We start from the raw sequence: 25,802 nt of genomic DNA, 5'->3' as shown, positions 1-25,802 counted from the left end.
CAACACTAACGATCCACTGCGACTATGGCGTTGGATCCCTCGAGTCCGCTTGGGCCGAGGCTGAACGACCGAGTTCGTAGGCGGTCACCGGCGCGTCGAAACCTTTGAGCTGCAACGGTTCCTGAACGACTCCGGGCCAGTCCGGCAGTCGCTGGTAAACCTCCGCGGCCGCGAGGACCTGTCCGGGCACCGCGGCGGCGACCAGCCGGGCGGCGAGATTCACCGCGTTGCCGAAATAGTCTCCGCTGATGGCCAGGATCTCGCCGTAACCGAGGCCGGCGCGGACCTGCAGGCCGGCTTCGCGGGCACGCGGGTGGTGGACGAGGTCCAGCGCCGCCTGCGCCAGCTGTGCCGGATCCGAGTTCACCCACATCACCTCGTCGCCGATGAACTTCACCACCCGCCCGTCGTGGGCGTGCACGACGTCGCTGGTGGTCGCGCCGAACTCGGTGAGCATCGCCGACAGTTCCGCGGGCGTCAGCATTTGGGTGAGCGCGGTGAAGCCGGACAGGTCCGCAAACCCGACGCCGCACAGCAGTCCTTCCGACGGGCCCCGCACCGCGCCCTCGATGAAGGTGCGAGTCGAGACCAGATGGTGGCGGTGGATTGCATCGATCATCTGACCGACGCGCGGAACGAACTCGGCGACGTCGCGATAGGCCTGCGCGGTGGTGAGTTCGTCGCCGGTGTGGCCGAGCCACAGCATCGGCGTACTTGTACGGATCATCGACGAGACGGCTTCGGCCAGCCGGGCGACGGACGCGCCGAGCACCCGCAGGTAACCGTCCGCGGCGTCGGCACCCATGTTCGCGCGCATCGCCGCCCAGGTCGCGAGGGCGTCGACGTCGACCTGACTCAACGTGGGCGTGTCCACGTCGGCGACGGTCAGCCCGAGCATCGCCCAGGCGTACTCGATGGTCTCGACGGGGAGGCCGATCGCAGCCGCGGCGCTGCGCAGGGAGTAGGTCTGCGGACCGGACCACAGCAGGACGTCGCCCGCGAGGCCGAATAGCCGTCCGCGGCGCTCGGCCTCGGCCATCTCGTCCGCGCTGAATCCCAGGCCGGCCAGATATTCGAGGAGGCCGGACCGGGTGCGTGGATCGGCGATACCAGCTGCCTCCATGGCGTCGAAGTCCAGCGAATCGACCACCTGGCCAAGTCTGCCAGCCGTCGCGCGCATTAGGGTGAAATGTCGTGAGCGATCACCTGTTGCAAGGACCCCTGGCGGACCGGCACCGCGAGCTGGGAGCGACGTTCGCCGAGTTCGGCGGCTGGCTCATGCCGGTGTCGTATGCCGGCACCGTCGCCGAGCACACCGCGACTCGCAACACCGTCGGCCTGTTCGACGTCAGCCACCTGGGTAAGGCGCTGGTCAAGGGGCCGGGCGCGGCGGCGTTCGTCAACTCGACGCTGACCAACGACCTCGACCGCATCCAGCCGGGCAAAGCTCAATACACGTTGTGCTGCAACGACTCTGGCGGTGTGATCGACGATCTGATCGCCTACTATGTCGGACCGGACGAGGTCTTCCTGGTGCCCAACGCCGCCAACACCGCGGCGGTGGTCGCGGCTCTGCAGCAGGCCGCGCCGGCGGAGGTGAGCATCACCGACCAGCACCGGTCGTATGCGGTGCTGGCGGTGCAGGGCCCACGGTCCACCGATGTCCTCACCGGTTTGGGGCTGCCCACCGAAATGGACTACATGGGCTATGCCGACGCCACCTTCGAAGGCGTTCCGGTGCGGGTCTGCCGCAGCGGGTACACCGGCGAGCACGGCTACGAGCTGCTGCCGCCGTGGGACGAGGCCGGTGTGGTGTTCGACGCGCTGCTGGACACGGTGACCCGGGCCGACGGACAGCCGGCCGGTCTCGGGGCGCGCGACACCCTGCGCACTGAGATGGGGTATCCGCTGCACGGTCACGAACTGTCCGCCGACATTTCACCGCTGCAGGCGCGGTGCGGCTGGGCGATCGGCTGGAAGAAGGACGCCTTCTTCGGCCGCGACGCGCTGCTGGCCGAAAAGGAGGCCGGTCCACAACGGCTGCTGCGGGGTCTGCGCGCGGTGGGTCGCGGTGTGCTCCGGTCGGACCTCAGCGTGCTCGACGGGGACCGCAAGGTCGGGGTCACCACGTCGGGTACGTTCTCGCCGACCCTGAAAGTCGGTATCGCCCTCGCGCTCATCGACGTCGACGCGGTTATCGAGGATGGTCGGCATGTCACTGTCGACGTACGTGGGCGTGGCGTCGAATGCGAAGTGGTGCGCCCGCCGTTCGTCGATCCAAAAACCCGGTAGCGCCGAGTTATACAATTCTGTGATGCCCTGCGCCGGTGACGATGCAGTCGGGGTGCCTCCAGCCGCGCAGCGGCGAGGGGGACGAAGCGATGAGGAGGAGCGGCGCATATGAAAAGCGACGTCCTCGACTTCACGGTGTCGATCACCGCGAACCCGACCAGTGACGACGCACGGCACGCGATCCTCGCCGACCCCGGCTTCGGCAGGTATCACACCGACCACATGGTGTCGATCGACTACACCGAAGGCCGGGGCTGGCACGATGCACGCGTCACCGGATACGGGCTGATCGAATTGGATCCCTCGGCGATCGTGCTGCACTACGCGCAAGAGATCTTCGAAGGGCTCAAGGCGTATCGCTGGGCCGACGGGTCGATTGTCTCGTTTCGCGCGGAGGCCAACGCCGCTCGCATGCGGGCGTCGGCGCAGCGGATCGCGATTCCGGAGCTACCTGCCGAGCTGTTCCTGGAGTCGCTGCGTCAACTGATCGCGGTCGACAAGACCTGGGTGCCGCCGGCCGGTGGCGAGGAGTCGCTGTATCTGCGCCCGTTCATCTTCGCCACCGAACCGGGGCTGGGGGTCCGCCCCTCGAAGCAATACCGCTACATGGTGATCGCGTCGCCGTCGGGCGCCTATTTCAGGCACGGCATCAAACCGGTAACCGTCTGGGTCTCAACGGATTACGTGCGTGCCAGCCCCGGTGGTACCGGTGCGGCGAAGTTCGGTGGCAATTACGCCGCATCGTTGGTGGCGCAGGCCGAAGCCGCCGAACACGGCTGCGAACAAGTGGTCTGGCTGGACGCCGTGGAACGCCGCTACATCGAAGAGATGGGCGGCATGAACCTGTTCTTCGTCTTCGGCAGCGGTGGTTCGGCCCGCCTGGTGACCCCGGAGCTGTCCGGGTCATTGCTGCCGGGAATCACCCGAGACGCGTTGCTGCAGTTGGCAACTGACGCCGGATTCGCTGTCGAGGAACGCAAGATCGATATTGACGAGTGGCAGAAGAAGGCCGCCGCCGGTGAGATCACCGAGGTGTTCGCCTGCGGCACCGCCGCGGTGATCACGCCGGTCTCGCACGTCAAATACGGCGACAGCGAATTCACGGTCGGCGGCGGCGAACCCGGCGAGGTGACGATGGCACTCCGCGATACGCTCACCGGAATCCAGCGCGGAACGTTCGCCGACACCCACGGCTGGATGTCACAGCTCGGCTGAACGCCACGGTTCGGGCTCGTAAAACAGCCCGACTAGTGCGACGCTGGGGGGATGACGCCGCCGCCGCGATCGTCAGCCGAAGCCTTACAGGCCCCGTTCGGCTAGATGTGGCGATTCACGAGCAACTCCTCGAGGCCGTCGACGGCCGGCGCGGGGTAGAGGCGGCCGACCGCCTGTGCGAGGCCTGCGTGATGCTCTTCGAGATCGACGCCGCGGCGATTTCGCTCGTGTTCGACGGGGCGAGCAGCGGAACCCTGGGATCCAGCGGTGCGCCCGCGCGAGCCTACGACGAACTGCAGTTCACTCTCGGGGAGGGACCGTGCCTGGACTCCGTCACCCGGCGGATGCCGATCCTGGCTGCCGACCTCGCCGGTTCTGATGAAGCCCGGTGGCCCGCGTACGGGCCGGCCATGTTGGCCCACCACGTCAGAGGTGTCTACGCGGTGCCCGTCGTGGTGGCCGGCGAATTCGTCGGCGCCGTCGACTTTTTCGCGGCGCAGCCGGGCCCATTGTCGGGCGGGGACTTGACCGGCGCGGTCGCGGCAGCGGAGCTCGCCGCCATCCCGCTGTTAGACCTGCTGGATGCCGATCTGCAGGCCGCTGTCACCGATCCCACGAGCAATGCCTGGGCCGAACTCAACACGCTGAGTCGCGCTGAGGTCAGCCAGGCCATCGGCATGCTCGTCGCCCAGTTGGAGATGGAGCCGGCCGAGGCCCTGGTGCGGCTGCGGGCTCACGCGTACGCCACCAACCGCAGCGCGACCGACGTCGCGCATGACATCCTCGAGCGCCGACTCAAGCTCGAGGCCAATTGATACGCGTTCGGCTGACTCGAGTCCGGAAAGGATGCCAAGGTGCCTGAGAGTAACCGTGAAACCCGCGTGCTGGATGCCGTCGTCTCGCTCGTCGACAGCCTGTTGGACGACTTCGACGTCGTCGAACTGCTGACCGGGCTGACCGAGCGCTGTGCTGATCTGCTCGACATCGAGGCCGCCGGACTTCTGCTCGCCAATCCACTGCAACAGTTGCAGCTGCTGGCCGCCACGTCGGAAGAAGCCCGTGACCTCGAGCTCTTCCAGCTGCAAGCCGACGAAGGCCCGTGCGTGGACTGCTACACCACCGGCGAACCTGTGACGGTCGCCGACGCCCACGCGATGGCAGACCGGTGGCCGCGGTTCGTGGCCGCCGCGGTCGAGGGCGGCTTCTCCTCGGTGCACGCCGTCCCGCTGCGGGCCGCCGGCACCGTGTTGGGTGCGCTCGGCTTGTTCGGAATCCGGCCCGGTGAGCTCAACGAAGCCGATCTGCTCGTCGGCCAGACCCTGGCACACATCGCGTGCGTCGCGATTCTGCAGGAACTGCCGCCCACCCCCGCCACCGTCATGCCGCAGCTGCGCTCCGCGCTCACCAGTCGCGTCATCGTCGAACAGGCCAAGGGCTTCCTGCGCGCAGTGCTGGATGTGTCCGTGGAGGAGGCGTTCGGCCTGTTGCGGTCCTATGCGCGGGATCGTGGCCAGCATCTGACCGACCTCGCTCACCAGTTGATGACCGATCGGGATTCCCGGGCGATGCTGGTGGCAGAATTCGCCGAATTGCTCACGGCGCCACCGCAATAGCCGTGTCAGCGATGCCGTGCCACGGCCCGCCGCACGGCCTCCTCGACCAGGCGCTGCGCGACGGCATGCAGCTTGACGTTCTCACCTTGGCTGATCTGGGCCAGCCGTTCGAAGGCCTCGTCCGCGGTGCCCCCCGAGCGGCTGCGGATGATGCCGATCGCTTGATCGATCACCGCTCTGCTGTCCAACGCCCGCTGCAATCGGATGGTCCGTTCCTGGGCGCTGGCCAACAGCTGCGCGTTGTATACGGAAATCGCAGCGGGCCGGGCGAATTGCGACCCCAATTGCACGGCGTGGTCGCCGAACGCATCGCGGTTTTTGGCGTAGGCGTTGATCGAACCGATCACCTGGTCGCCCACGATCAAAGGCAGCGCCAGAGCGGAGTGCACACGCATCCGCGCCGCGCGGCCGCCGAAGTGCGGCCAACGGCTGTCGCTGCCCAGCGATCCGCTGACGGTCGGCCGCCGCGACTCCATGCAGGTGATGCATGGACCCTCGTTCAGCTCGTCGTATTGAGCCGTGTCGATCTCGTGGACGAGGATCGCAGTCGCCGCCCACGTCTGGACGGTCGGTTTGTCATGCCACGGGTCGACGAGTGAGACGCCCACACCGTCGGCGCCGGGGATCGCCTGGACGGCGAACTCGGCCACATCTCCGAGCAGGTCGATCACGCCTTGGGCGCCCGCCACGATCCCGGCCACTTTGCGAAGTCCCGCATAGAGCTCGGCCTCATCCGCCTCCCGCTGGGTGGCGGAGAGTTCGGCAACCTCCGACGCGGCGCGTCCGGGCTGGGGGTCGAAGTCGGCCAAAAATTCCTCCTGCAACCTCGATAAACGACCAATCTACTCGCTGTCGGCGCCGGAAAAATCAGTTGACGAGCGCCAGGCTGTGGGCGCGCCGCAGCTTGCCCGACGGGGTCTTGGGAATCATGCCCGGCTTGAGCACCACGACGTTGCGGGGCCGCACGTCGACTTCGGCGACCACCTCGTGGGCAACGCCGTGCTGCATGCGACGAACCTCCGCAGGGTCTTCCCAGTTGTTGGACTCCACGGCGACGGCGAACGTCTCCCGGCGGTGTCCGGCGTTCAGGCGCACGGCCACGGCGCAGCCGGCGCGGACGCCGGACACTCGGGCCGCGGCGCGTTCGATGTCGGTTGGGTAGATGTTGCGGCCGGCCATGATGATCACGTCCTTGACGCGGCCGCAGACGACGATGCGACCGGATTCGGTGAGGTAGCCCAGATCACCCGTGTCGTACCAGCCGTGATCATCTTGTGCCGCAACGAAACCCGCCATCGTCGTGTAGCCGAGTGTCACCGATTCGCCACGCATCTCGATGACGCCGACGCACCGGGCGGGCAGGACGTTGTCGTCTTCGTCGACGATGCGCGCCTCAAGCCCGTCCAGCAGTCGGCCGAGCGTGGCCAGCCGCCGGGTCTTGCCCTTGGTCGCCGGGACAGCCCGGTGCAGCACGGCGAGCATGTCGGCGTCCACCTCGTCGACCACCATGCCTGCGCCGCATTCGGTGAACGAAGCGGCCACGGTCGTCTCGGCCATGCCGTAAGCGGGCAGGATCGCTTCGGGACGCAGCCCGAACGGCTTGCCCGCTTCGCAGAAGTCTTCGACATCGGCGGGTTCGACTTGTTCGGCGCCTGACAGCGCCCACCGCAACGTGGACAGGTCGAACTGACCGGGCCGGGCCAGCTTGCGAAGGCGCTTGGCGAACAGGTTGTAGGCGAAATTCGGTGCCGCGGTCATGGTGGCCCGGTACTTGTCGATGAGCTTGGCCCACAGCAGGGTGTCGCGCAAGAAGTCCATCGGAGTGACCTTGACCAGCTCGACGCCGTAAAACATCGGGACGGTCAGGTAGCCGGTCATGCCCATGTCATGGAACAGTGGTAGCCAGCTCACGATCACGTCGGACTCGATATCGACGCTCGCGCCGAGGAACATCGCCTCAGCGTTGGCCACCACGTTGCGATGGGTGATCTGAACGGCTTTGGGCGCCCCGGTCGACCCGGAGGTCAATTGCAGCAGCGCGATGTCGTCGTCGCTGGTCTGGACCGGACATATCGGACTGCTGCCGAGCAACTCGTCGATCACCAGCACGCCCACGCCGAGTTCGGACAGCAGCGGAGCCGCGGCCATGAACGGATCGGAGATGACGACCGTCGTCGCGCCGATCATCTTGATGACGGCGGTGGTTTCCTCGGCCCAGCGTGCGAGGTCTGTGCGAGGGGTGGGCTGGTGCAGCATGGTGAGGCTGGCGCCACGCATCCACACACCCTGTCCGGTCGGCGCGATTTCGGCTGGGGCACCGGCCAATAACGCAACAGCGTCGTGGTGGCCGACGCCGGCCGCGGCCAACCCACCCGCGATACGACGGGCGCGGTCGTGCACCTCGCCCCAGGTATGTCGCACCGGGCAGTCGGGCTCCCCGGTGACCAAACCCTTAGGGCTGGACCGGGCAGTCTCATACATCGTTTCGGTGAATGTGCTCAAGACCAATCCTTCGGCTGCGCGTGGGGGCGTGGAATCGGGTGTGCGCGTGCGTGAGCGCAGCCAAGGTGTCGGCTTCGAACGGTAAAGCTTTCAGCGAGAATGCGGGTGCGCCAAGCCGCATTCATGCAGCCCATAGGTGCAGCGATCAAACTTTGAGCGCCTGACTCTGTCTGGGGGCAGTCCGGAAAACTCAACCCATTGACCGTCGATGTAATCGAGTGTGCAAAGACGCTTCGGTGGGGACCTCTAACAGATCGCCACCGGACGTCTCCGGGAGGCTGCGGAGTCAACCGAGTCAAACCATACCTCAGTAGGCCTATTCGGAACACGTTGTTGACGCACGAGGTCACCGCATGTCGGCGCCACTGTCGCGGCATGTTGCGAACACTGCGGCGCATTCGACAGCTACCTGAGACGGCTTCTGCTGCGGATCAACGAAATTCGCCGCTATCGACTGATGCGCCTGTCCGACTCCTCCGCGCTGGTTGTCAGCAGGCTGTCGACCGTCAAGGCGTTGCTCGGTCCCGCTGCGGTCATCATGACAGCGTGTGCCTGTTCTGGATCGGCATGCGGCGAAACGACCAGCAGTACCAAGCTATGTCGGTTCAGCCCGAGCACTTCGACGGTGTGCGCCGGTTGGATGCTATAGCCGTCGAGTCGTACCACCCTTTCGCCGATCGACAGCTTTCTCGGTGTCGCAGACCATTCGTCGAACCGATAGACCACCCGGCTGATCGGCCCGAGTCGAACTGACAGAACAGCCAACAGATCTGGCAGTTCCGCGGCGAGGTCGTCGGAATGCGGCCACCATGCCCCATCGACATATCCGCTCTGAGGTGCCTTGGGCTTCAACCTCAGGCGCGGCGTGTGTTCCGGCCCGGATTGTTTGTGACCGGGGTCCACGTGATCGTCTTTCAGCGTCATGACGACGCTCCCGTCTTGACCGCGAGATCGGCCAAAATCACTCGAATCAGCGATGACGCGGCTGTGACTAGTCGCGTGCAAGGTATCGCGGATAACTCGACCTTACTCGCCTTTTCCGGGGGCCAAGGCGGGTTCGAGCAGTCAGCGGATCGATACCAAGTGGTCGATGGAATCCGCGGGCAGGTCGCCGTCGACGACAGCGGTCACCCACAGCCAGGTGAGGTTGATTGCGCCCTTGTGGTTATCGAGAAACGCGGTATCGGCGGCGTCACGACCGGTGGCGATCCGGACCAGAGTTTGCCGCGGCGCCAGCAACGTCGCATCGACCACCCGCCATTCTCCGTCGACAAATGCCTCGGCCACCGCGTGAAAGTCCATCGGGTACAGGCCGGGGGCGTACACCGACACCACTCGGGCCGGCACGTTGACCGCACGCAGCAGCGCCACCACCAGATGCGCGAAGTCGCGGCAGACGCCTTGACCGCTGAGCAGCGTATCGACTGCCCCATCGATCGGATCACTGGATCCTGCAACGTAATTCAGCCTGGTCCCGACCCACGAGCTGACGTTCTCCAACAGCGTCGCGGAATCGCCGTAGGTGCCGAATTCGGTCTCGGCGAAGCCGTAGAACTTATCGGCCTCGGCATAGCGACTCGGCCGCAAATACATCGACAGGTCGTGGTCGGTTATCGGAGCCGGGTCGGTCTGACCCACGATGGTCGCCGCATAGTCGACTCTGAGATTTCCCACCGGTGCCTCGAGCTTATGGATGCGGTTGCCGTGCAGACCGCTGATCTCCAAAGGCTCAACAGGACGTCCGTTCAACACGAAACGCAGCGACTCGTATACCTCAGTCTGCGGATGTGGCGCAACGGCAATCTGAAACTCAAGCGTCGTGGGCATGGTGATTTCGACTTCGAGCTCAGCGCCCACTTCTCGTCTCATAGCGCGATACTGCGCCGCTTTCAGCGGATTCGCCAACCAGCGACGGTGCGGGCCCCTCCTTCGCTGTCGCTTCTATCCTCGTCGCACATGGCATAGGCTGGGCTGCGGCGATGGATTCGAGGTCGAATTGTCGTGCACAAACGCAACGCAATCAGGTGTCGGCGACGGTTATCCGTGGCGCCGATCGGTAAAGGCCCTTGGCACAACGGTTTTGCCGTCAAATGGGCGATGAGGATGGTGCGTTGATGGCCACGCGACTGTCGGGGGCCGATGCGCTGTCGCTGCACACCCAGAGTCAGAAGACACCCGCGCACACCGTTGCGGTGGTCGTCATGGAATCCGCCGACCACCTCAGTCACCAGCGGCTGCATCACGTGGTCGCGGCGTCGCTGCCGCAACTGGCGCTGTTCCGCAGCCGACTGGTGTCCAAGCCGCTGGGCATGGGTCAGCCTGTGTGGGCCGAGATCGAGAACTATGACCCGTTACCACACATTCATTCCGCCACCGTTCGCGCTCCCGGCGGCCAGCGTGAATTAGCCGACTTCGTCGCGCATCTCAGCAGCGGGGGACGGCGCCGCCGCCGACCGCTCTGGGAAGCGTGGAGCATCGACGGTCTCGAGGGAGGCCGGTGGGCATTGGCGGTCACGATGTCGCCGGCGCTGAACGACGGTGCCGCCGGCGCGGCTTCCGTATGGCCGCGGCTGCTGACGGCCAAGCCGAACGACGACCCCGCCAACAACCTCCCGATCGAGCCGAGTGTGGGCTCGCCGCCGTCGGTCGCCGAAATGGCTACCGATGCAGTGACCGAGTTCGTCGAAAATCAGCTCACCGGCATGTGGGTCATCGGTGGGAGCGTGTCGCGGTTGCTGCAGACCGTGACCAAGCGGCTGCTGGGTCCGGCCGCAACGGCCCCGGCGTCGTCGTCGATGAGTGGACCCGTTCCGCGCACAGTGCTCAACGAGCCGCTGACGCAGCGGCGTGCGGTGGCGTTCAGCGCGATCTCGCTGGCGGACGCGAGGACGGTCAGCGGTGCGTTCGGCGGAAGTATCACCAACGTCGTCTTGGCGGCGTGCACCATGTCGTTGCGAGCCTGGCTGAAACGCCACGACAGGGTGCCCGATCATCCGCTGCTGATGTGGATGCCGTTCGAGTTGCCGGCTGCAGGCCTTAAGGGGGTCGGAAAGGCGCTGAGCACCGGTCGGCTTCGCGTCCCGGTGCACCTCGACGACCCGATCCAGATCCTCACCAACCTCCACACCGCCACCGAGAGACTCAACGTCATCCGCAGCGGCGTTGCCGAAAGCTATTCTTCCACAATTGATTCCGCAGTGATCGGATCGTTGATCCCGCCGACCGTCGCGCACCTGGGCATGGGACTCTACAACCGTTCGGGCCTGCGCAATTTGCTGGGGCCGACCTGCCACGGCGCTGTTTCCCACACCGCGGTCGAGCCGGAGCCGGCATATTGTGCCGGCGCCAGGGTGATCAGCATGAATACCGTGGCGCCGCTATCCGACGGCTGCGGATTGAGCATCGGGCTGACGGCTCGCGGTGACGAGTTGGAAGTCAGCGTGTGCGCCTGCCCGGACAATGTGCCCGCAGTCGACGAAATCGCCACCGGAATCGCGATCTCCGTCGATATTCTCGCATCGGCAGCCGCGAAATCTCCTCGCGGACAGGGTCGTTCGGTTGTCACCGAGATGACGACGCACCCCGCGAATCGTCCGCGCGGCAGAGGGTGACCTGCGCGCCTAGATCCGCGCAAACGCCGCCAGCAGGACCGCGGCCGTCGTAGTGGTCAATTCGATTGCGGCGCCGAGTACGTCGCCACTGACTCCGCCGAGCCGACGAAGGCAGTGCCGGACCAGCAGCGCGGCGCACATCAGCGCCGCCAGCACCGCCACCGGGCCCTGCCAGAACTGCCGACCCGCCGCTGAGGAGGCCGCCAGTAGCACGACAACCCAGGCCGCCACCACCGGCAGTGGCTGGGTGCCCGCGACCTGCGCGCCCAACACGCTGCCCGGCGCAGCCGGTATCGAGCGTCGGCAGGCCAGTACCGCCGCAACCCGGCCCGCTGCCACCGCGACCGCGACCCCGGCCGCGCACAGCGTCGACAATGCGAGCCCCTGAAGGACGATCACCAACACCACGGCCGCCACTCCGAACGGTCCGGTCGACCCGTCGCGCATCACTTGCTGTGCCCGCTCCGGCGTTCCGTAGCAGCCCAGCCCGTCGGCCGTGTCGGCCACGCCGTCGATGTGCAGCCCGCGGGTGGCCAGTAACAGTGCGGCGACCGCGAGCATGCCGGTCAGCGGGTGACCCGCGCCGAACGCGAAGCCGCCGGCCCACGTCACCGCGGCGGCCACGCCGCCGAGTGCCGCCCCGACCAGCGGCAGCGCGGTCATCGCGCCGCGGTTGAACGGCCGGTCCGACCGGGCGGGCAGCGGGATGACAGTCTCGAAAGCGAAAGCCGTTGCCACCGAACCGATCACGATGGCATAGGACGGTCGGAGACGTTGGCCTCGGCGAAGGTCGCCATGGATGACAGCGTGGCCACCGCCGCCCGGAGCACCGGTAGCGCCACCGCCGCGCCGCTGCCCTCGCCGAGCCGCATCCGCAGGTCGACGATCGGATCCAGGCCGAGCTGAGCCAGGGCGAGCGCATGCGCGGGTTCGGTCGACAGATGGCCGGCCTGCCACCAGAGCCGGGCGCCCGGCGCGAGTTGCTCGGCGACCAATGCGCCGGCCGTCACCGTGATGCCGTCCAACAGCACCGGAGTCCGCCGCACCGCGGCCTGGGCGAGGAAGCCGGCCAGGGCCGCCAAATCGGCTCCGCCGCAACATTGCAGCGTGGCGACCGGCTCGGCCAGCACGGGTCCGGCACGGAACATCGCGTCGCGCACCGCCGCGGTCTTGCGGGCCCACCCGGCGTCGTCGATGCCGGTACCGTAACCGACCGCCGCGACCGGCTCGACGTTGGTCAGCGCCGCGACCAGAGCGGTTGCCGCGGTGGTGTTTCCGATTCCCAGGTCGCCTGCGATCAGTAGGTCCGCACCGGCATCGACTTCCTGATCGGCGATCTGTCGGCCGGCGTCGATCGCCTGGCGGGTCTGCTGCGCGGTGAGTGCATCCTCCACCGCGATATTGCCGCTGCCGCGGCGCACCTTGTGAGCGCCGATCTGATCCGACCACGGGTCGGCGTCCACGGCCAGGTCGACCACGCGCACCGTCGCACCCGCGATCTCGGCCAGCGCGTTGATCGCCGCTCCGCCCGAGGCGATGTTCGCGACCATCTGGCTGGTGACCTCGGGGGGATAGGCCGACACGCCCGAGTGGGCCACGCCGTGATCTCCGGCGAACACCACGATTCGAGCGCGTGCGAATTGGGTTGGCGGACAGTGCCCTTGGCACGACGATACCCACACCGACAAATCCTCCAAGCGGCCCAACGCGCCGCGAGGCTTGGTGAGGGTGTCTTGGCGCGCGCGAGCTGCCGCCGCGGCGGCCGTGTCGGGAGGCGCGACCGGTGCAAACATCGTCAGGTCCTGGGCAATTTGATCGGCAGGGGATGGCCGGCCACCACCAGCATCACCCGGTCGCAGAGCACCGCCAAGCGCTGGTTGAGCACGCCCAGCTCGTCGGTGAACCGTCTGGCCGACTCGGTGGCCGGGACCACGGTCAAGCCGACCTCGGGGCTGACCAACACCAGCGGTGCACCGAATTCCGCGATCGCGGTCATCAGCTCGTCGACGTCGGGCGACACCGACCCACCTTCCCATGCGTGACGACGATCCATGATGGCGGTCAACCAGCCGCCGATGTCGTCGATGAGCGTCGGCGTGTCCGGCGACCGCCGCAATTGCGTTGCGATGTCGTCGGTTTCCAACGTCGACCAATGTGGCGGCCGGCGGTCGCGATGCTCGGCGACGCGCTGCGACCACGCCGGATCGTCGACACTGAGAAGTCCGGTCGCGAGGTAGTGCACCGGCTGGTCGGCTTGCAGCGACTCGGCGATCGCAGCCTCCGCCCACCGCGACTTGCCTGACCTGATGCCGCCGAGTACCAGGGTTCGCACGGCGGATCAGGCACCCCGTGGCGATCGCAAGCGCGGCGCAGCCGGGCGCAGCGGGTCGCCACGAGAGAACTTCTTCGGACGCTGTTCAGTCGACACTGCTGCCAGGCTTGACTTGAGGTCGTGGGGTGCGCATTCGGCGCATCTGCGAGGCCCGGCTTGCCGCGTAAAAGCCAAGCTTCCAACGGCTTTCGGTGTCCTGCGGAAACTTCTCGTCGACCCGCCGGGCCACCTTGCGGCCCAGAATGAGCCCGTCGAGCATCATCAGGGCCATCAGCAGCAGCATCGCCGGCGAGATATACAGCTGGAGCTGGGGGACGGCGAACATGACGAACAGCAGCGTCAGGGCCGCCGGCATGAACAACCCCAGCACGTTGCGGCGGGAATCCACGACGTCGCGCACGTAGCGGCGGACCGGACCCTGATCGCGCGACAGTAGGTAGCGCTCGTCACCGGCCATCATGCGCTCGCGTCGCTCGGCCATCGCCGCGCGCCGCTCCGAGCTCTGCGCCTTGCGTTCCTCGCGGCTGAGCTTCGGTCCGGACAACGTCTTACGCCGGGCCCGGGCCTCGGCGGCGGTCATCGGAGCCGGCGCGACCGGCCCCTTGCGCCCGGCGTTGCGCCGCGGCGTGGGCCTGCCTTTCGGGGCGGTCGTCCGCGACACCGACGACAGCTCGGCGTCCGGGGCATCTCCGGCCTCGGCCCGGTCGACGATGACGTTGTCGTCCTTCTTACGGCCCAGCAATCTCACGTCCGCCAGGTTACTTCGGTGTCGATCCGTCCGGTACACGGTCCGGGCCGGACCTACTGTTGGGAGATCATGCGGACGCTGATCGCCCCGGACAGCTACGGCGACAGCCTGAGCGCGGTCCAGGCGGCCACGGCGATCGCGGCGGGCTGGAGCCGGGTACGGCCCGCCGACCAGCTGGTCATCGCACCGCAATCCGACGGCGGCCCGGGATTCGTCGATGTCCTGGCCGGCCGGCTGGGTGAACGCCGTCACCTGCAGGTGCGCGGGCCGCTGGACGACGAGGTGCGGGCCGAGTGGGTTTTCGACGCGCCCTCGGCGACGGCGTATCTGGAATGCGCTCAGGCGTGCGGACTAGCCCGGCTGGGCGGCCCACCGACACCCCGGACGGCGCTCGCGGCGCAGAGCAGGGGAGTCGGACGGCTCATCGCGGCGGCGGCGCAGGCGGGCGCGACCCGGATCGTCGTCGGCCTGGGCGGCAGCGCCAGCACCGACGGTGGGCGGGGATTGATCGACGAGCTCGGCGGCCTGGACGGGGCCCGCGGGCGGTTGGCCGGCGTGCAGTTGATCGCCGCCTGCGACGTGGACCACCCGCTGATCGGTCCGCGGGGCGCCGCCCGGGTCTTCGGGCCGCAGAAGGGTGCGGATCCGGCCACTGTGGCGACGCTCGAGCAGCGGCTCGTCGTCTGGGGCGACGAGCTGGATACCGCTGCCGGGTGGGCGGTCAGCGCGGAGCCGGGTGCGGGCGCCGCGGGCGGGATCGGGGCGGCGCTGCTGGCGCTCGGCGGCCGGTGCGAATCCGGCGCGGCGATCATTGCCGAGCACACCGGGCTGTCCGCAGACATCGCCGCCGCCGATCTCGTCCTCACCGGGGAGGGAAAGTTCGATGATCAGTCGCTGCACGGCAAGGTGATCGGCGCCCTGGCCGCGGCGGCGCGATCGTCGCAGGTCCCGGTCATCGTGTTGGCTGGTCAGGTCGATCTCGGCGAGGCCGTGTTGCACGCGGCCGGTGTGACCGCCGCTTTCGCGGTCGCCAATTACGCGGGCTCGGTGCGGTTGGCCCAGGTCGATGCTGCTAACCAGCTGACGGGATTGTCCGCACAGGTTGCGGCGCGACTCGGGAATAGTGGCGCGACAAGGTACCTTTGAGGGGATGGGTTCACTCGCTGAGATGAACCCGTGCGGATGCAAATACTTACAGGGAGACGCAATGACTGTTCAGGACGAGTCAGCCACCGCCACCACCCACGGCGCGACCTTGACCGACGCCGCGGCAGCCAAGGCTAAGGCGCTGCTGGAGCAGGAAGGTCGCGACGACCTGTCGCTGCGTATCGCAGTCCAGCCGGGCGGATGCGCCGGCCTGCGTTACAACCTGTTCTTCGACGATCGCGCCCTCGACGGTGACCTCACCGCCGACTTCGGTGGCGTGACGTTGACCGTCGACCGGATGAGCGCGCCGTACATCCAGGGCGCGTCGATCGACTTCGTCGACACCATCGAGAAGCAGGGCTTCACCATCGACAACCCGAACGCCACCGGCTCGTGCGCCTGCGGCGATTCGTTCAACTGACGCCGCGGCGTTAGTACGTCCCTGCCGTTCGCAGCACATACGAGCACACCAGAACCTGATTGTGCTGGCTCAGTAGCTGGGCGACGCCCTGTACTTCGCTGGTCTCGCTGCCCCCGGGGCGCTGCACGCGCATGCTGAACAACACCTGGGCCTGGTAGTCCGACCAGTAGACGATCTTGTCGATCGTGGTCACCTTTGCCTCGGCGAACTGCTTGCGGAACGCGTCGCTGCTGAGCTTGGCCAGCGCCTGGTCGGTGCGCCGGTCTCGCACCGCATCGTAGATGCCGCACAAGGTGTTGCGGCCGATGGCTTCGAAATCGCGGTGCTCGAGGGCGTCCAGGTAGCCCTGGATCGCCGTCTTCGCGATGGCGTCGGAGAACGGGCCGGACGGGGTCGTCGGACCGCCGTGCGGTCCGCGCAGGATGACCGCGGTCAGCGCCGCCGCCAGCAGCAGTGCCAGCGCCGCCCCGATGACCAAACGCCGACGCCGAGGTTTCGGGTAGGGCAGCGGCGGCGGCCAGGGGTAGGTCGCCGGGGGCGGCCCTGCGGGCCCGAACGCCGGCGGCGGAGCGGGTAGCGGCTCGCTGGGATGGGTGTCGTCGAAAGGTGGTTCGTGCGCACCCAGAGGGCGGTCCGACGAGTACGGACCGGGCATAAGTGGATCTCCTCGGATAGCAAGGCCGGTTTTACGGAGGCTAGCGGGCGTCGGGCCGCGGTGCATGACCGCCCGCAGCCACGGGTACCCTTAGCTAGCCGAACTTAGAGCTTGTGGAGGGTGGATTTTCGTGACGATCGCGGTGACCGGTTCTATTGCCACTGATAATCTGATGCGGTTTCCGGGTCGATTCTCCGAGCACCTGCTGGCCGAACACCTGCAGAAGGTGTCGCTGAGCTTTCTGGTCGATGATCTGGTGATTCACCGCGGCGGGGTGGCCGGCAACATCGCGTTCGCGATCGGGGTGCTCGGTGGTGACGTGGCGCTGGTCGGCGCCGCCGGTGACGATTTCGTCGGTGACTACGGCAAGTGGCTGCAGTCACACGGGGTCAACACCGACCACGTGTTGATCTCGAAATCGGCGCACACTGCGCGTTTTGTCTGCACCACCGATGAGGACATGGCCCAGATCGCGTCGTTCTACCCGGGCGCGATGTCGGAAGCCCGCAACATCAAGCTGGCCGATCTGGTCTCGTCGATCGGCGAGCCGGACCTGGTGATCATCGGCGCCAACGACCCCGACGCGATGGTGGTGCACACCGAGGAGTGCCGCAAGCTCGGCCTGCCGTTCGCCGCTGACCCGTCGCAGCAGCTGCCCCGGTTGTCGGGTGAGGAGATCAGCAAGCTGATCGACGGCGCGGCCTACCTGTTCACCAACGACTACGAGTGGGAGTTGCTGCTCTCCAAGACCGGCTGGTCGGAGGACGACGTGCTGGGCAAGGTCGACCTCCGGGTGACCACGCTGGGCGCCAAGGGCGTCGACATCGTGGACCGCGACGGGTCCACCATCCACGTCGGGGTGGTGCCGGAGAACAGCCAGACCGACCCGACCGGTGTCGGCGACGCGTTCCGGGCCGGCTTCCTCACCGGCCGCAGTAGTGGGCTCAGCCTGGAGCGCTCTGCGCAGCTGGGTTCACTGGTCGCGGTGCTGGTGCTGGAGTCGACCGGCACCCAGGAGTGGACCTGGGACCGCGAGGTCGCCAAGACCCGGCTGGCCGGCGCCTACGGCGACGAGGCCGCGGCCGAGATCGCTGCCGTACTGGGCTGACGCTCAGAGTTCGACGGGATACTGCGGTTCGCTGATCTGCGGCACCACGCTGTGCTCGACGAAGATCGCGTACCACAGCATGAAGATCAGCACGGTCCACAGCCTTCGACTGTGATCGGCTGTGCCGCAACGGTGTTCCTCTAACATGCGCCGGACAGCCGACGCGTCCACGAGGTGGTCGGTCGCCGACGCGTTCACCATCTCGTGCGCCCACTCCAGCAGCGGGCCGGCGCGCAACCAGTGCCGAATGGGCACCGGGAAGCCCAGTTTCGGCCGGTTGAGCACATGCGCGGGAACGATGGGCTCCAGCGCACGGCGCAGTGCGTATTTCGTGGTGGTGCGGGTGATCTTGGCGTTCACCGGCAGTCGCGATGCGACCGCGAACACCTCGGGGTCCAGGAACGGGACCCGCAGTTCCAGCGAATTGGCCATCGTCATCTTGTCGGCCTTGACCAGGATGTCGCCCCGCAGCCAGGTGAACAGGTCGATGTGTTGCATCCGGGCTACCGGGTCCCAGTCGGTCGACTCGGCGTAAATCGGTGCGGTGACGTCGGTGTGGGTCCATTCCGGGCGGAATCCGGACAGCACGTTGCGCAGCTGCGCGTCGGTGAAGCTTCGGGCATTGCCGTAGTAGCGCTGTTCGAGCGTCAGCGATCCGCGATGCAGCAGGCTTTTGCCGCGCATGCCTTCGGGCAGCGGCTTGGACAAGGTGCCCATGGAGCGGCGAAGACGTTCGGGTAGGTAGTCGAAAGGTTTGAGCGACAACGGTTCCCGATAGATCGTGTAGCCGCCGAACAGCTCGTCGGCGCCTTCGCCGGACAACACCACCTTGACGTGCTTGCGTGCCTCGCGGGCGACGAAGAACAGCGGCACCAGGGCTGGGTCGGCCACGGGTTCGTCGAGGTACCAGACGATCTCGGGCAGCGCGGCGACGAACTCTTCCGCGCCGACCACCTTGGCGATGTGCCGCGCGCCGATCGCCTCGGCGGAAGCCACCGCGACGTCGATCTCCGAGAACCCCTCACGTTCGAAGCCGGTGGTGAAGGTGATCAGCCGCGGGTTGTGGCGGATGGCCAGTGCCGCGATCGCCGTCGAGTCGATACCGCCCGACAAGAACGATCCAACCGTGACATCGGCCCGCATGTGCTTGGCCACCGAGTCCTCCAGGACGGCGGTGATCTCGTCGTAGCGGGCCTGCTCGGTTTCCCGGGTGAACGGGACCGCGTCGAATCGCGGCACGAAGTAGCGGGTGGTCTGCGGCGGCTGCCCGGGGCGGATGCGGGCGTAGCAGCCCGATTCCAGCCGCCGCACCCCGCGATGCAGCGTCTCAGGCTCGGGCACGTACTGCAGCACGGTGTAGTGCTGCACCGCGCGGTCGTCGATATCGGTGTCGAACCCGACGATGTCGGCCAGTGCCAGTAGGCATTTCTTCTCGCTGGCCACCGCGGTGCCGCCGGTACCGGTCGCCACGAACAGCGGCTTGATGCCGAAAGGATCTCGGGCACAGAACAATTCGCCTGTAACGGAGTCCCACAGCGCGAAGGCGAACATGCCGCGCAGCCGCGTCACGGCCTCGGCGCCCCAATAGTGGTAGGCGGCGACGATCGCCTCGCCGTCGCCGTCGGTGGCGAAGACGGCCCCGTGTTGCCCGGCCAGCTCGGCGCGCAACTCGAGGTAGTTGTAGATCTCGCCGTTGAACACCAGTTCGTAGCGCTCAGGGCTGTCCGGTGGGCCCCAGCGCAGCGGCTGGTGCGAGTGCGCGATGTCGATGATCGACAGCCGGTTGAAACCGAAGACGACCGCTCCAGCGGGATCGGCCCATGTGCCGGGCTCGTCGGGCCCGCGGTGGCGCATCAGGTGCGACGCGTCGGCGATCGCCGCGGCCGTGGCATGGGCATTGCGGGACGGCTCACCGCCGGCCGCGGCAGCCACGAAGGCCAGCAGTCCACACATCGCCCATGAGTATGCCGCAAAGCGAGCGGCGGGCCTGGGCACGGCTTCGCTGCGTGCGTGGTCTACGCTGCGTAGTATTCGACGTGCGAGTCAGCCGACGGTCCTCTCCACCAGGGGATGCGCGGAGTCGGCCCAGCTTGTTATTCAGGAGGCGCGACCGTGACACCTCGCGGGTCAGGCTGTTCGCAGGGCTTGTTGGGAAACTGTTCGGCGGGATCCCGCCGGCTTCGTCTGCCGGTGCTCGCCGGCATGATCGGGCTGCTGGCGATCACCCTGAGTGGCTGCAGTTGGTCAGACGCCTTCGCGTTGGGCTGGCCGAAGGGCATCACCGAGGAAGGTGCCTGGAACCGGCAGCTGTGGATCGGTGCCGTAGTCGCGTCTCTGGTGGTCGGCGTCATCGTCTGGGGCCTGATGTTCTGGTCGATGGCATTCCACCGCAAGAAGGCCACCGACACCGAGCTGCCGCGGCAGTTCGGCTACAACATGCCGTTGGAGTTGGTGCTCACCGTGACGCCGTTCCTGATCATCTCGGTGCTGTTCTACTTCACCGTGGTGGTGCAGGAGAAGATGCTGCACCTGGCGTCCGACTCGGAAGTCATCGTCGACGTGACCTCGTTCCAGTGGAACTGGAAGTTCGGTTACCAGAAGGTCGACTTCAAGGACGGCACCCTCAAGTTCGACGGAGCCGACCCGGCGCGTAAAGCGGCCATGGTCTCCAAGCCCGAAGGCAAGGACACCCACGGCGAAGAGCGGGTCGGCCCGGTCCGCGGGCTCAACACCGAAGACCGCACCTACCTCAACTTCGACAAGGTCGAGACGGTCGGCACCAGCACCGAGATTCCGGTCTTGGTACTGCCCGCCGGCAAGCGGATCGAGTTCGAGCTGGCATCGGCCGACGTGATCCACGGGTTCTGGGTGCCGGAGTTCCTGTTCAAGCGTGACGTGATGCCCGATCCGGCAGCCAATCACTCCGTGAACCGTTTCCAGGTCGCCAAGATCGACCGGACCGGGGCGTTCGTGGGTCGCTGCACCGAGATGTGCGGCACGTATCACTCGATGATGAACTTCGAGGTCCGCGTCGTGCAGCCCAACGACTTCAAGGCCTACCTGCAGCAGCGGATCGCCGGGAAGACGAACGCGCAGGCGTTGCAGGCGATCGCTCAGCCCCCGGTCGCCGTCACCACCCACCCGTTCGACACCCGCCGCGGCGAAATGGCGCCGCAGGCGAGTAAGTAGGGACTGGGTAAGGGAGAGAAGGCTAATGCACATCGAAGCCAGGCTGTTCGAATTCATCGCGGCGTTCTTCGTCTTCTGTACCGTGCTCTACGGTCTGCTGACCTGGCGGTTCGCCACCGGTGGCATCGAGTGGGCCGGCCTCACCGCGCTCGCGCTGACCAGCGGTATGGCGATGATCGTGGCAACGTTCTTCCGGTTCGTGGCTCGCCGGCTCGACACCCGGCCTGAAGACTACGAGGGCGCTGAGATCAGCGACGGCGCAGGCGAATTGGGGTTCTTCAGCCCGCACAGCTGGTGGCCGATCCTGATCGCGCTGTCGGGTTCGGTGGCCGCCGTCGGCATCGCGTTGTGGCTGCCGTGGTTGATCGCCGCCGGCGTGGTGTTCATCTTGAGTTCGGCTGCGGGCCTGGTCTTCGAGTATTACGTCGGGCCCGAGAAGCACTGACTCGCGCCGGCTTCAAGGTCACAATCCGGGCATCAGTTGATCCGCGACAGGGTCGCCGAGAATGTTATGTGAGTTCCCGTTCGGTAGTGTTTCGCCAGGCACAATGAGGAACATCGGAGCGCGCGTTCAACAACACAGCCGCGGTGCCGCGAGCGCCGGTGAAGTAGTCGAACAGGACAGACAGACATGAGCGGGCCGAATCCACCAGGACCGGAGTCCGAAGAGCGAGAACCCGGTGTCGAGCCCAGCGGATTCGAGCAGCGCGGCAGCGAATTTGCCGAGACGGCGGTAGGCGCGTCCGAGCCGGACACCTCGACGGGCCAGACCGACGTGTACTCGCGGGCCTACTCGGCCCCGGAGTCCGAACACATCAGCAGCGGGCCCTATGTGCCCGCGAACCTCGACCTGTACGACTACGACAACTACGGCGAAAGCGCTCCCGACGACGAGGAGACGGGCGCGCCGCGCTGGCCGTGGATCGTCGGCGTCGCGGCGATCGTGGCGGCAATCGCACTGGTGGTTTCGGTTTCGCTGCTGTTCGCCCGCACCGACACCAACAAGTTGGCCACGCCCAGCACCGCCCCGACATCGACACCACCGATCCAGGACGAGATCACCACCACCAAGCCGCCGCCCCCGCCGTCGAGCAGCGAGCCGCCGCCCCCGCCGACGACCAGCGAGCCGCCGCCGCCACCGACCAGCGAGGCGCCGCCGCCACCCGCCCCGGCGCCTGCACCGGCCCCCGCCCCCCCCGCCCCCGCACCCGCTCCGGCACCCGCGCCGGCGCCGGAGCCGGCACCGGCCGGCCCCAAGCAGGTCACCTATTCGGTGACCGGCACGAAGGCGCCGTTCGACCAGATCACCATCTCCTACACCGACGGATCGGGGATGCGACGCATCATGCCCAACGTCTACATCCCGTGGACGATCACGCTGACGCCGATCTCGCAGTCCGAGGTCGGCTCCATCGAGGCGACGAGCCTGCTGCGACTGAGCAAGCTCAACTGCAAGATCACCACCAGCGACGGCAAAGTGCTGGCCGACAACGAGAACAACCAGCCGCAGGCGACCTGCGGATGATCGACAGGTACTCGCGGGCGTGGGGCGCACGCGGCAGGGTCACGCCGGCAACCGCTGATCGCATCGTGCTCGGATCATGCGCCGTGATCTGGCTTGCCCTGGTGGGCATGAGCGTGGCGGCCCTGGTTGCACTGATGGACCTGGGCAGGGGTTTTCATGAGGCCAAGGGGAATCCGCACACCTCGTCAGTGCTGTACGCGATCATCATCATCTCCGCGCTGATCATCCTGGCGGCCATCCCGATGCTGCTGCGGGCCCGCCGCATCACCCGCGACGGGCCGGTCGCGCGGACGCCGGCCCGCACGACGGCGTCGCAGTCGACCAGGTCTTCCGGGCAGTTGTCCGTCCAGTCCGCGCAGGGCGCCACCGAGAAGCTGACCGCGTTGCGCCCGGCGTTGTCCGACGCGGAGGTGAACCGGTTCTGGTTGCGCGGCACCGCCGCGCTGATGAGCGCCGTGGGCGCCGCGTTACTCGCAGTGGCTACCGCGACCTATTCGATGGCGATCGGCCACGACGGCTTCTCCTGGAGCGCTTACGGCGTGGCAGGGGCGATCACGCTGGCCATGCCGCTGATTCCGTGGCGGCAGGTGCGGCAGCTACGCGGCATGATTGCCGCGTAGCGCAAGCAGCAGCGTCAGTGATGGCCGTTCGATGAGCCGTTGCCGTTGCTGCCGCCTTGGTGCTCCCGCAGAGCGGTGAGCGCGCGGTGTTCGGCGGCATGGGCGGCTTCGGAGAGCGCGGCATCCTCGGCGGGGGGATCGGCGTAGAGGAAGCTGCCGGAGCCCGGCGAGCCGCCGGAGCCCAGCTTGTTCATCTTCACCGGCACCGGGGCGCCCTGGTACTCCAGCGGAATCGGGTGGCCGTGCTCGTCGACGGGCCCGAGTGGCTGGTGCAGCTCGATGTAGGCGCCGTGCGGCAGGCGCTTGATGATGCCGGTTTCGACGCCGTGCTCGAGAACGGCACGGTCGCTGCGCTGCAGGCCGATGCACCACCGGTAGGTGACGAAGTAGATCAGCGGCGGCAGCGCGATCATGCCGATGCGGCCCATCCAGGTGGTGGCGTTCAGCGAGATGTGGAACTTGTAGGCGATGATGTCGTTGATCGACGACAGCGTCAGCACCATGTAGAACGCAATGGCCATCGCACCGATCGACGTCCGCACCGGCACGTCACGCGGCCGCTGCAGCAGGTTGTGGTGGGCGTGGTCGCCGCTGAACCGCTTCTCCAGGAACGGATAGATGATCAGCAGGACGAAGATCAGGCCCATGAGAGTCCCGACCGCGACCGTGGCGGGCACGGTGTGGTGGAAGAAGTAGAACTCCCAGGCCGGCCAGAGCCGGGCCAGGCCGTCGGGCCACATCATGTAAAAGTCCGGCTGCGAACCCGCCGAGACCTGAGATGGCTTGTAGGGCCCCAGATTCCAGATCGGGTTGATTTGCAGCAGGCCGCCCATCAGGCCGAGCACACCGGTGGTCAGCGCGAAGAAGGCGCCTGACTTCACCGCGAACACCGGCATCACGCGCACACCGACGACGTTGTTCTCGGTGCGGCCCGGGCCCGGGAACTGGGTGTGCTTCTGGAACCACACGAACGCCAGGTGCGCGCCGATCAGCGCGAGAATGATGCCCGGCAGCAGCAGGATGTGCAGCCCGTACATCCGGGGGACGATGTAGCCCGCTACAGCACAGTCGTTTCCTGCACCGCCACAAGGGAAGTCGCCGCCGAACAGCGCCCAGTGCAGCCACGTGCCGATCACCGGCATTCCCATGGTGATCGACGAGAGTGCGGCGCGCAGACCGATGCCGGACAGCAGGTCGTCGGGCAGCGAGTAGCCGAAGTATCCCTCGAACATGGCCAGGATCAGCAGCAGCGAACCGATGACCCAGTTGGCTTCGCGGGGTCGGCGGAAGGCGCCGGTGAAGAAGATGCGGGCCAGGTGCACCATGATCGACGCGGCGAACATCAGCGCGGCCCAGTGGTGGACCTGGCGCACGAACAGGCCGCCGCGCACTTCGAAGCTGATGTCGAGGGTCGAGGCGAAGGCCTTCGACATCTCCACGCCGCGCAGCGGTTGGTAGACGCCGTTGTAGGTGACGTCTTGCATGGAGGGGTCGAAGAACAGCGTCAGGTACACACCGGTGAGCAGCAGCACGACGAAGCTGTACATCGCGATCTCGCCGAGCAGGAACGACCAGTGGGTGGGGAAGACCTTGTTCAGCTGGCGGCGGGTCGCGGCCGCCACGTGGTACCGCGAGTCGACGGCATTGCCCTGACCCGCGACGATCTCACCGATGCTGGGGGGACTCAGTTTTGGACTCATGTGGTGCGCTCCCAAAATGCCGGACCGACTGGCTCGATGAAGTCGCCGTTGGCGACCAGGTACCCGTCGGCGTCAATGGTGATCGGCAGCTGCGCCAACGCGCGCGCGGCTGGGCCGAAAATCGGTGTGGCGTAACGCAACGCATCGAACTGCGACTGGTGACATGGGCACAAGATCCGGTAGGACTGTTGCTCGTAGAGCGATGAGGGACAACCCAGATGCGAGCAGACCTTGGTGTAGGCGAACAACTCGCCGAAGTTGAAGCTCTCCTGACCCTTCCGTTTTACCACTCGTTGCATGTCGGTGGGTTTGATGCGAATCAGCATCACCGGGTTGCGGACCGCGGACAGAATCAGCGTGAGCTTCTCGTGGGACTCGACTGTGGTGCCGTCGCCGTCGGACTCGCGCCAGGGGAACACGGTCTCCATGCCGCCGGCTTCGAGGTCCTCGGGGCGCATCTTGCTGAACGGCGCTCCGGTGCCTTCGCCGGTGGCGCGGGCCAGGAAGATCGTCTCGCCGTGAAAACGCGGCGTCCAGCCTGAGGTCCACAACACGGCCTTCTTGCCGTCGGCGGTCGGCACGACGGGCTTCCACGGGTTCTTGATCAGGCCGCCGGCAAAGGCGACCAGGGTGCCCAACCCGAATGCGCCGAGGCCTGCGCCCAGCGAGAGGCCAATCAGCTTGCGGCGGCGCAGCGTCGAGCCTTCGAAGGCGTCGGTCAAGTTGGCGGCGACCGTCTTGCGGTCGATCTCGTCTGATCCGGCGGCGCCGTAGTGGCGGTCCTGAATCGAAATCTCTTCTGGGATGAACTTTTTCTGGTACAGCACCGCGCCGATGGCGATGCACAGCACCGACCCGCCGAACGTCAGACCGTAGAGCGGGGTGGCCAGCGAGTAGACGAGGTTGCCAGGCGCTCCGTTCGGCTGGTACTCCCACGGCCAGAAGAGGAACACCAACAGCAGTGCGAACCCGAGCAGCCCGCCCAGCAAAAGCCAGATGGCGACCTGACGCTCGGCGCGCTTCTCGGCTTTGGTGCCTTCGACCGGCCAGCGCGGCTCTTTGAAAACGGTTTGCACGCCGTCGATCCGGCCGCCGAGCGCGACCAGCTCTTCGCGCGACATCGCG

At 66.9% G+C, this 25,802-nt stretch carries 25 protein-coding genes and 1 pseudogene; 13 read left to right on the top strand and 13 right to left on the bottom strand.

Annotated features, from left to right (window positions below; genetic code table 11):
• Window positions 1-22: 22 nt before the first annotated feature.
• Complete coding sequence (locus tag G6N27_RS06140; protein WP_163775539.1) at window positions 23-1,180, bottom strand: adenylate/guanylate cyclase domain-containing protein; 1,158 nt, start codon at window positions 1,178-1,180, stop codon at window positions 23-25.
• Between the two features lie 14 nt (window positions 1,181-1,194).
• On the opposite strand from G6N27_RS06140, the gene gcvT reads away from it, so the two are divergent.
• The 5 genes and pseudogenes from gcvT (at window position 1,195) to G6N27_RS06120 (ending at window position 5,120) form a co-directional block, all read left to right on the top strand.
• The gene (gcvT, locus tag G6N27_RS06135; protein WP_163775538.1) at window positions 1,195-2,292 is read left to right on the top strand and encodes a glycine cleavage system aminomethyltransferase GcvT; all 1,098 of its coding nucleotides are present in this window, start codon (window positions 1,195-1,197) and stop codon (window positions 2,290-2,292) included.
• 31 nt (window positions 2,293-2,323) lie between these two features.
• A pseudogene (locus G6N27_RS25650) lies at window positions 2,324-2,404 on the top strand (hypothetical protein); the annotation flags it as partial.
• Window positions 2,401-3,507, top strand: coding sequence for a branched-chain amino acid aminotransferase (locus G6N27_RS06130; protein WP_163775537.1), 1,107 nt, complete (start codon window positions 2,401-2,403; stop codon window positions 3,505-3,507). The pseudogene G6N27_RS25650 and the gene G6N27_RS06130, both read left to right, overlap by 4 nt.
• A gap of 107 nt (window positions 3,508-3,614) precedes the next feature.
• The gene (locus tag G6N27_RS06125; protein WP_163775536.1) at window positions 3,615-4,322 is read left to right on the top strand and encodes a GAF and ANTAR domain-containing protein; all 708 of its coding nucleotides are present in this window, start codon (window positions 3,615-3,617) and stop codon (window positions 4,320-4,322) included.
• A 39-nt stretch (window positions 4,323-4,361) separates the two neighbouring features.
• On the top strand, window positions 4,362-5,120 hold the full coding sequence (locus G6N27_RS06120; protein WP_163775535.1) for a GAF and ANTAR domain-containing protein: 759 nt from the start codon (window positions 4,362-4,364) through the stop codon (window positions 5,118-5,120).
• A gap of 5 nt (window positions 5,121-5,125) precedes the next feature.
• Here the strand turns inward: G6N27_RS06120 and G6N27_RS06115 are convergent, their stop codons facing one another.
• The 4 genes from G6N27_RS06115 to G6N27_RS06100 form a co-directional block, all read right to left on the bottom strand.
• On the bottom strand, window positions 5,126-5,929 hold the full coding sequence (locus G6N27_RS06115) for a GAF and ANTAR domain-containing protein (protein ID WP_163775534.1): 804 nt from the start codon (window positions 5,927-5,929) through the stop codon (window positions 5,126-5,128).
• A 58-nt stretch (window positions 5,930-5,987) separates the two neighbouring features.
• Window positions 5,988-7,622 (bottom strand): fatty acyl-AMP ligase, encoded by a 1,635-nt coding sequence (locus G6N27_RS06110; RefSeq protein ID WP_163775533.1) that lies wholly within the window; start codon window positions 7,620-7,622, stop codon window positions 5,988-5,990.
• Between the two features lie 447 nt (window positions 7,623-8,069).
• Window positions 8,070-8,546, bottom strand: a complete 477-nt coding sequence (locus G6N27_RS06105) for a DUF5994 family protein (RefSeq protein ID WP_163775532.1) — start codon at window positions 8,544-8,546, stop codon at window positions 8,070-8,072.
• Between the two features lie 141 nt (window positions 8,547-8,687).
• Entirely contained in the window at window positions 8,688-9,491 is an 804-nt protein-coding gene (locus G6N27_RS06100) for a transglutaminase-like domain-containing protein (protein WP_163775531.1), read from the bottom strand.
• Window positions 9,492-9,736: 245 nt separating this feature from the next.
• Between G6N27_RS06100 and G6N27_RS06095 the strand changes: the two genes are divergently transcribed.
• The gene (locus G6N27_RS06095) at window positions 9,737-11,233 is read left to right on the top strand and encodes a wax ester/triacylglycerol synthase domain-containing protein (protein WP_163775530.1); all 1,497 of its coding nucleotides are present in this window, start codon (window positions 9,737-9,739) and stop codon (window positions 11,231-11,233) included.
• A gap of 9 nt (window positions 11,234-11,242) precedes the next feature.
• On the opposite strand, the gene G6N27_RS06090 is transcribed toward G6N27_RS06095, so the two are convergent.
• The 4 genes from G6N27_RS06090 to G6N27_RS06075 form a co-directional block, all read right to left on the bottom strand.
• Window positions 11,243-11,983, bottom strand: a complete 741-nt coding sequence (locus tag G6N27_RS06090; protein ID WP_163775529.1) for an adenosylcobinamide-GDP ribazoletransferase — start codon at window positions 11,981-11,983, stop codon at window positions 11,243-11,245.
• The gene (cobT, locus tag G6N27_RS06085) at window positions 11,980-13,032 is read right to left on the bottom strand and encodes a nicotinate-nucleotide--dimethylbenzimidazole phosphoribosyltransferase (RefSeq protein WP_163781426.1); all 1,053 of its coding nucleotides are present in this window, start codon (window positions 13,030-13,032) and stop codon (window positions 11,980-11,982) included. Before cobT ends, G6N27_RS06090 begins: the two co-directional genes overlap by 4 nt.
• Window positions 13,029-13,565: a bifunctional adenosylcobinamide kinase/adenosylcobinamide-phosphate guanylyltransferase gene (locus G6N27_RS06080; RefSeq protein ID WP_163775528.1), complete on the bottom strand. Its 537-nt coding sequence runs from the start codon at window positions 13,563-13,565 to the stop codon at window positions 13,029-13,031. The genes cobT and G6N27_RS06080 overlap by 4 nt, the downstream gene beginning before the upstream one ends.
• 85 nt (window positions 13,566-13,650) lie before the next feature.
• A complete protein-coding gene (locus G6N27_RS06075; RefSeq protein WP_372512969.1) occupies window positions 13,651-14,277 on the bottom strand; it encodes a DUF3043 domain-containing protein in 627 nt (208 codons plus the stop codon).
• Window positions 14,278-14,382: 105 nt separating this feature from the next.
• Between G6N27_RS06075 and G6N27_RS06070 the strand changes: the two genes are divergently transcribed.
• Entirely contained in the window at window positions 14,383-15,459 is a 1,077-nt protein-coding gene (locus tag G6N27_RS06070) for a glycerate kinase family protein (protein WP_163781425.1), read from the top strand.
• Between the two features lie 61 nt (window positions 15,460-15,520).
• Window positions 15,521-15,880 (top strand): iron-sulfur cluster assembly accessory protein, encoded by a 360-nt coding sequence (locus tag G6N27_RS06065; protein WP_163775526.1) that lies wholly within the window; start codon window positions 15,521-15,523, stop codon window positions 15,878-15,880.
• 10 nt (window positions 15,881-15,890) lie between these two features.
• Here the strand turns inward: G6N27_RS06065 and G6N27_RS06060 are convergent, their stop codons facing one another.
• Window positions 15,891-16,535, bottom strand: coding sequence for an Rv0361 family membrane protein (locus G6N27_RS06060; RefSeq protein ID WP_163775525.1), 645 nt, complete (start codon window positions 16,533-16,535; stop codon window positions 15,891-15,893).
• A gap of 130 nt (window positions 16,536-16,665) precedes the next feature.
• Here G6N27_RS06060 and G6N27_RS06055 point away from each other — a divergent pair, with 130 nt between their 5' ends.
• On the top strand, window positions 16,666-17,643 hold the full coding sequence (locus G6N27_RS06055) for a carbohydrate kinase family protein (RefSeq protein WP_163775524.1): 978 nt from the start codon (window positions 16,666-16,668) through the stop codon (window positions 17,641-17,643).
• A gap of 3 nt (window positions 17,644-17,646) precedes the next feature.
• On the opposite strand, the gene asnB is transcribed toward G6N27_RS06055, so the two are convergent.
• Window positions 17,647-19,596 (bottom strand): asparagine synthase (glutamine-hydrolyzing), encoded by a 1,950-nt coding sequence (gene asnB / locus G6N27_RS06050; protein ID WP_163775523.1) that lies wholly within the window; start codon window positions 19,594-19,596, stop codon window positions 17,647-17,649.
• 159 nt (window positions 19,597-19,755) lie between these two features.
• Here asnB and ctaC point away from each other — a divergent pair, with 159 nt between their 5' ends.
• The 4 genes from ctaC (at window position 19,756) to G6N27_RS06030 (ending at window position 22,977) form a co-directional block, all read left to right on the top strand.
• A complete protein-coding gene (ctaC, locus tag G6N27_RS06045; RefSeq protein WP_372512967.1) occupies window positions 19,756-20,832 on the top strand; it encodes an aa3-type cytochrome oxidase subunit II in 1,077 nt (358 codons plus the stop codon).
• Between the two features lie 25 nt (window positions 20,833-20,857).
• A complete protein-coding gene (locus G6N27_RS06040; protein WP_163775521.1) occupies window positions 20,858-21,277 on the top strand; it encodes a cytochrome c oxidase subunit 4 in 420 nt (139 codons plus the stop codon).
• A gap of 186 nt (window positions 21,278-21,463) precedes the next feature.
• Window positions 21,464-22,357, top strand: a complete 894-nt coding sequence (locus tag G6N27_RS06035; RefSeq protein ID WP_163775520.1) for an MmpS family transport accessory protein — start codon at window positions 21,464-21,466, stop codon at window positions 22,355-22,357.
• Window positions 22,354-22,977 carry a DUF2561 family protein gene (locus G6N27_RS06030; protein WP_163775519.1) on the top strand — a complete coding sequence of 208 codons (624 nt, stop codon included), beginning with the start codon at window positions 22,354-22,356 and terminating at the stop codon, window positions 22,975-22,977. The genes G6N27_RS06035 and G6N27_RS06030 overlap by 4 nt, the downstream gene beginning before the upstream one ends.
• 14 nt (window positions 22,978-22,991) lie before the next feature.
• Here G6N27_RS06030 and qcrB read toward each other — a convergent pair whose 3' ends face one another.
• A complete protein-coding gene (gene qcrB, locus G6N27_RS06025; RefSeq protein ID WP_163775518.1) occupies window positions 22,992-24,677 on the bottom strand; it encodes a cytochrome bc1 complex cytochrome b subunit in 1,686 nt (561 codons plus the stop codon).
• Window positions 24,674-25,798, bottom strand: a complete 1,125-nt coding sequence (qcrA, locus tag G6N27_RS06020; protein WP_163781423.1) for a cytochrome bc1 complex Rieske iron-sulfur subunit — start codon at window positions 25,796-25,798, stop codon at window positions 24,674-24,676. The genes qcrB and qcrA overlap by 4 nt, the downstream gene beginning before the upstream one ends.
• Between the last annotated feature and the right edge of the window lie 4 nt (window positions 25,799-25,802).

Origin of the sequence: Mycobacterium cookii (genome assembly GCF_010727945.1) — a bacterium.
GTDB lineage: Bacteria > Actinomycetota > Actinomycetes > Mycobacteriales > Mycobacteriaceae > Mycobacterium > Mycobacterium cookii.
This window is presented reverse-complemented; position numbering and strand designations above follow the sequence as displayed.

Coding starts and splice junctions, on each gene's coding strand:
- G6N27_RS06065 (WP_163775526.1), top strand. CDS start 15,521: ATGACTGTTCAGGACGAGTCAGCCACCGCCACCACCCACGGCGCGACC.
- G6N27_RS06040 (WP_163775521.1), top strand. CDS start 20,858: ATGCACATCGAAGCCAGGCTGTTCGAATTCATCGCGGCGTTCTTCGTC.
- qcrA (WP_163781423.1), bottom strand. CDS start 25,798: ATGTCGCGCGAAGAGCTGGTCGCGCTCGGCGGCCGGATCGACGGCGTG.
- G6N27_RS06070 (WP_163781425.1), top strand. CDS start 14,383: ATGCGGACGCTGATCGCCCCGGACAGCTACGGCGACAGCCTGAGCGCG.
- G6N27_RS06035 (WP_163775520.1), top strand. CDS start 21,464: ATGAGCGGGCCGAATCCACCAGGACCGGAGTCCGAAGAGCGAGAACCC.
- G6N27_RS06030 (WP_163775519.1), top strand. CDS start 22,354: ATGATCGACAGGTACTCGCGGGCGTGGGGCGCACGCGGCAGGGTCACG.
- G6N27_RS06140 (WP_163775539.1), bottom strand. CDS start 1,180: ATGCGCGCGACGGCTGGCAGACTTGGCCAGGTGGTCGATTCGCTGGAC.
- G6N27_RS06105 (WP_163775532.1), bottom strand. CDS start 8,546: ATGACGCTGAAAGACGATCACGTGGACCCCGGTCACAAACAATCCGGG.
- G6N27_RS06100 (WP_163775531.1), bottom strand. CDS start 9,491: ATGAGACGAGAAGTGGGCGCTGAGCTCGAAGTCGAAATCACCATGCCC.
- G6N27_RS06095 (WP_163775530.1), top strand. CDS start 9,737: ATGGCCACGCGACTGTCGGGGGCCGATGCGCTGTCGCTGCACACCCAG.
- qcrB (WP_163775518.1), bottom strand. CDS start 24,677: ATGAGTCCAAAACTGAGTCCCCCCAGCATCGGTGAGATCGTCGCGGGT.
- G6N27_RS06060 (WP_163775525.1), bottom strand. CDS start 16,535: ATGCCCGGTCCGTACTCGTCGGACCGCCCTCTGGGTGCGCACGAACCA.
- G6N27_RS06130 (WP_163775537.1), top strand. CDS start 2,401: ATGAAAAGCGACGTCCTCGACTTCACGGTGTCGATCACCGCGAACCCG.
- asnB (WP_163775523.1), bottom strand. CDS start 19,596: ATGTGTGGACTGCTGGCCTTCGTGGCTGCCGCGGCCGGCGGTGAGCCG.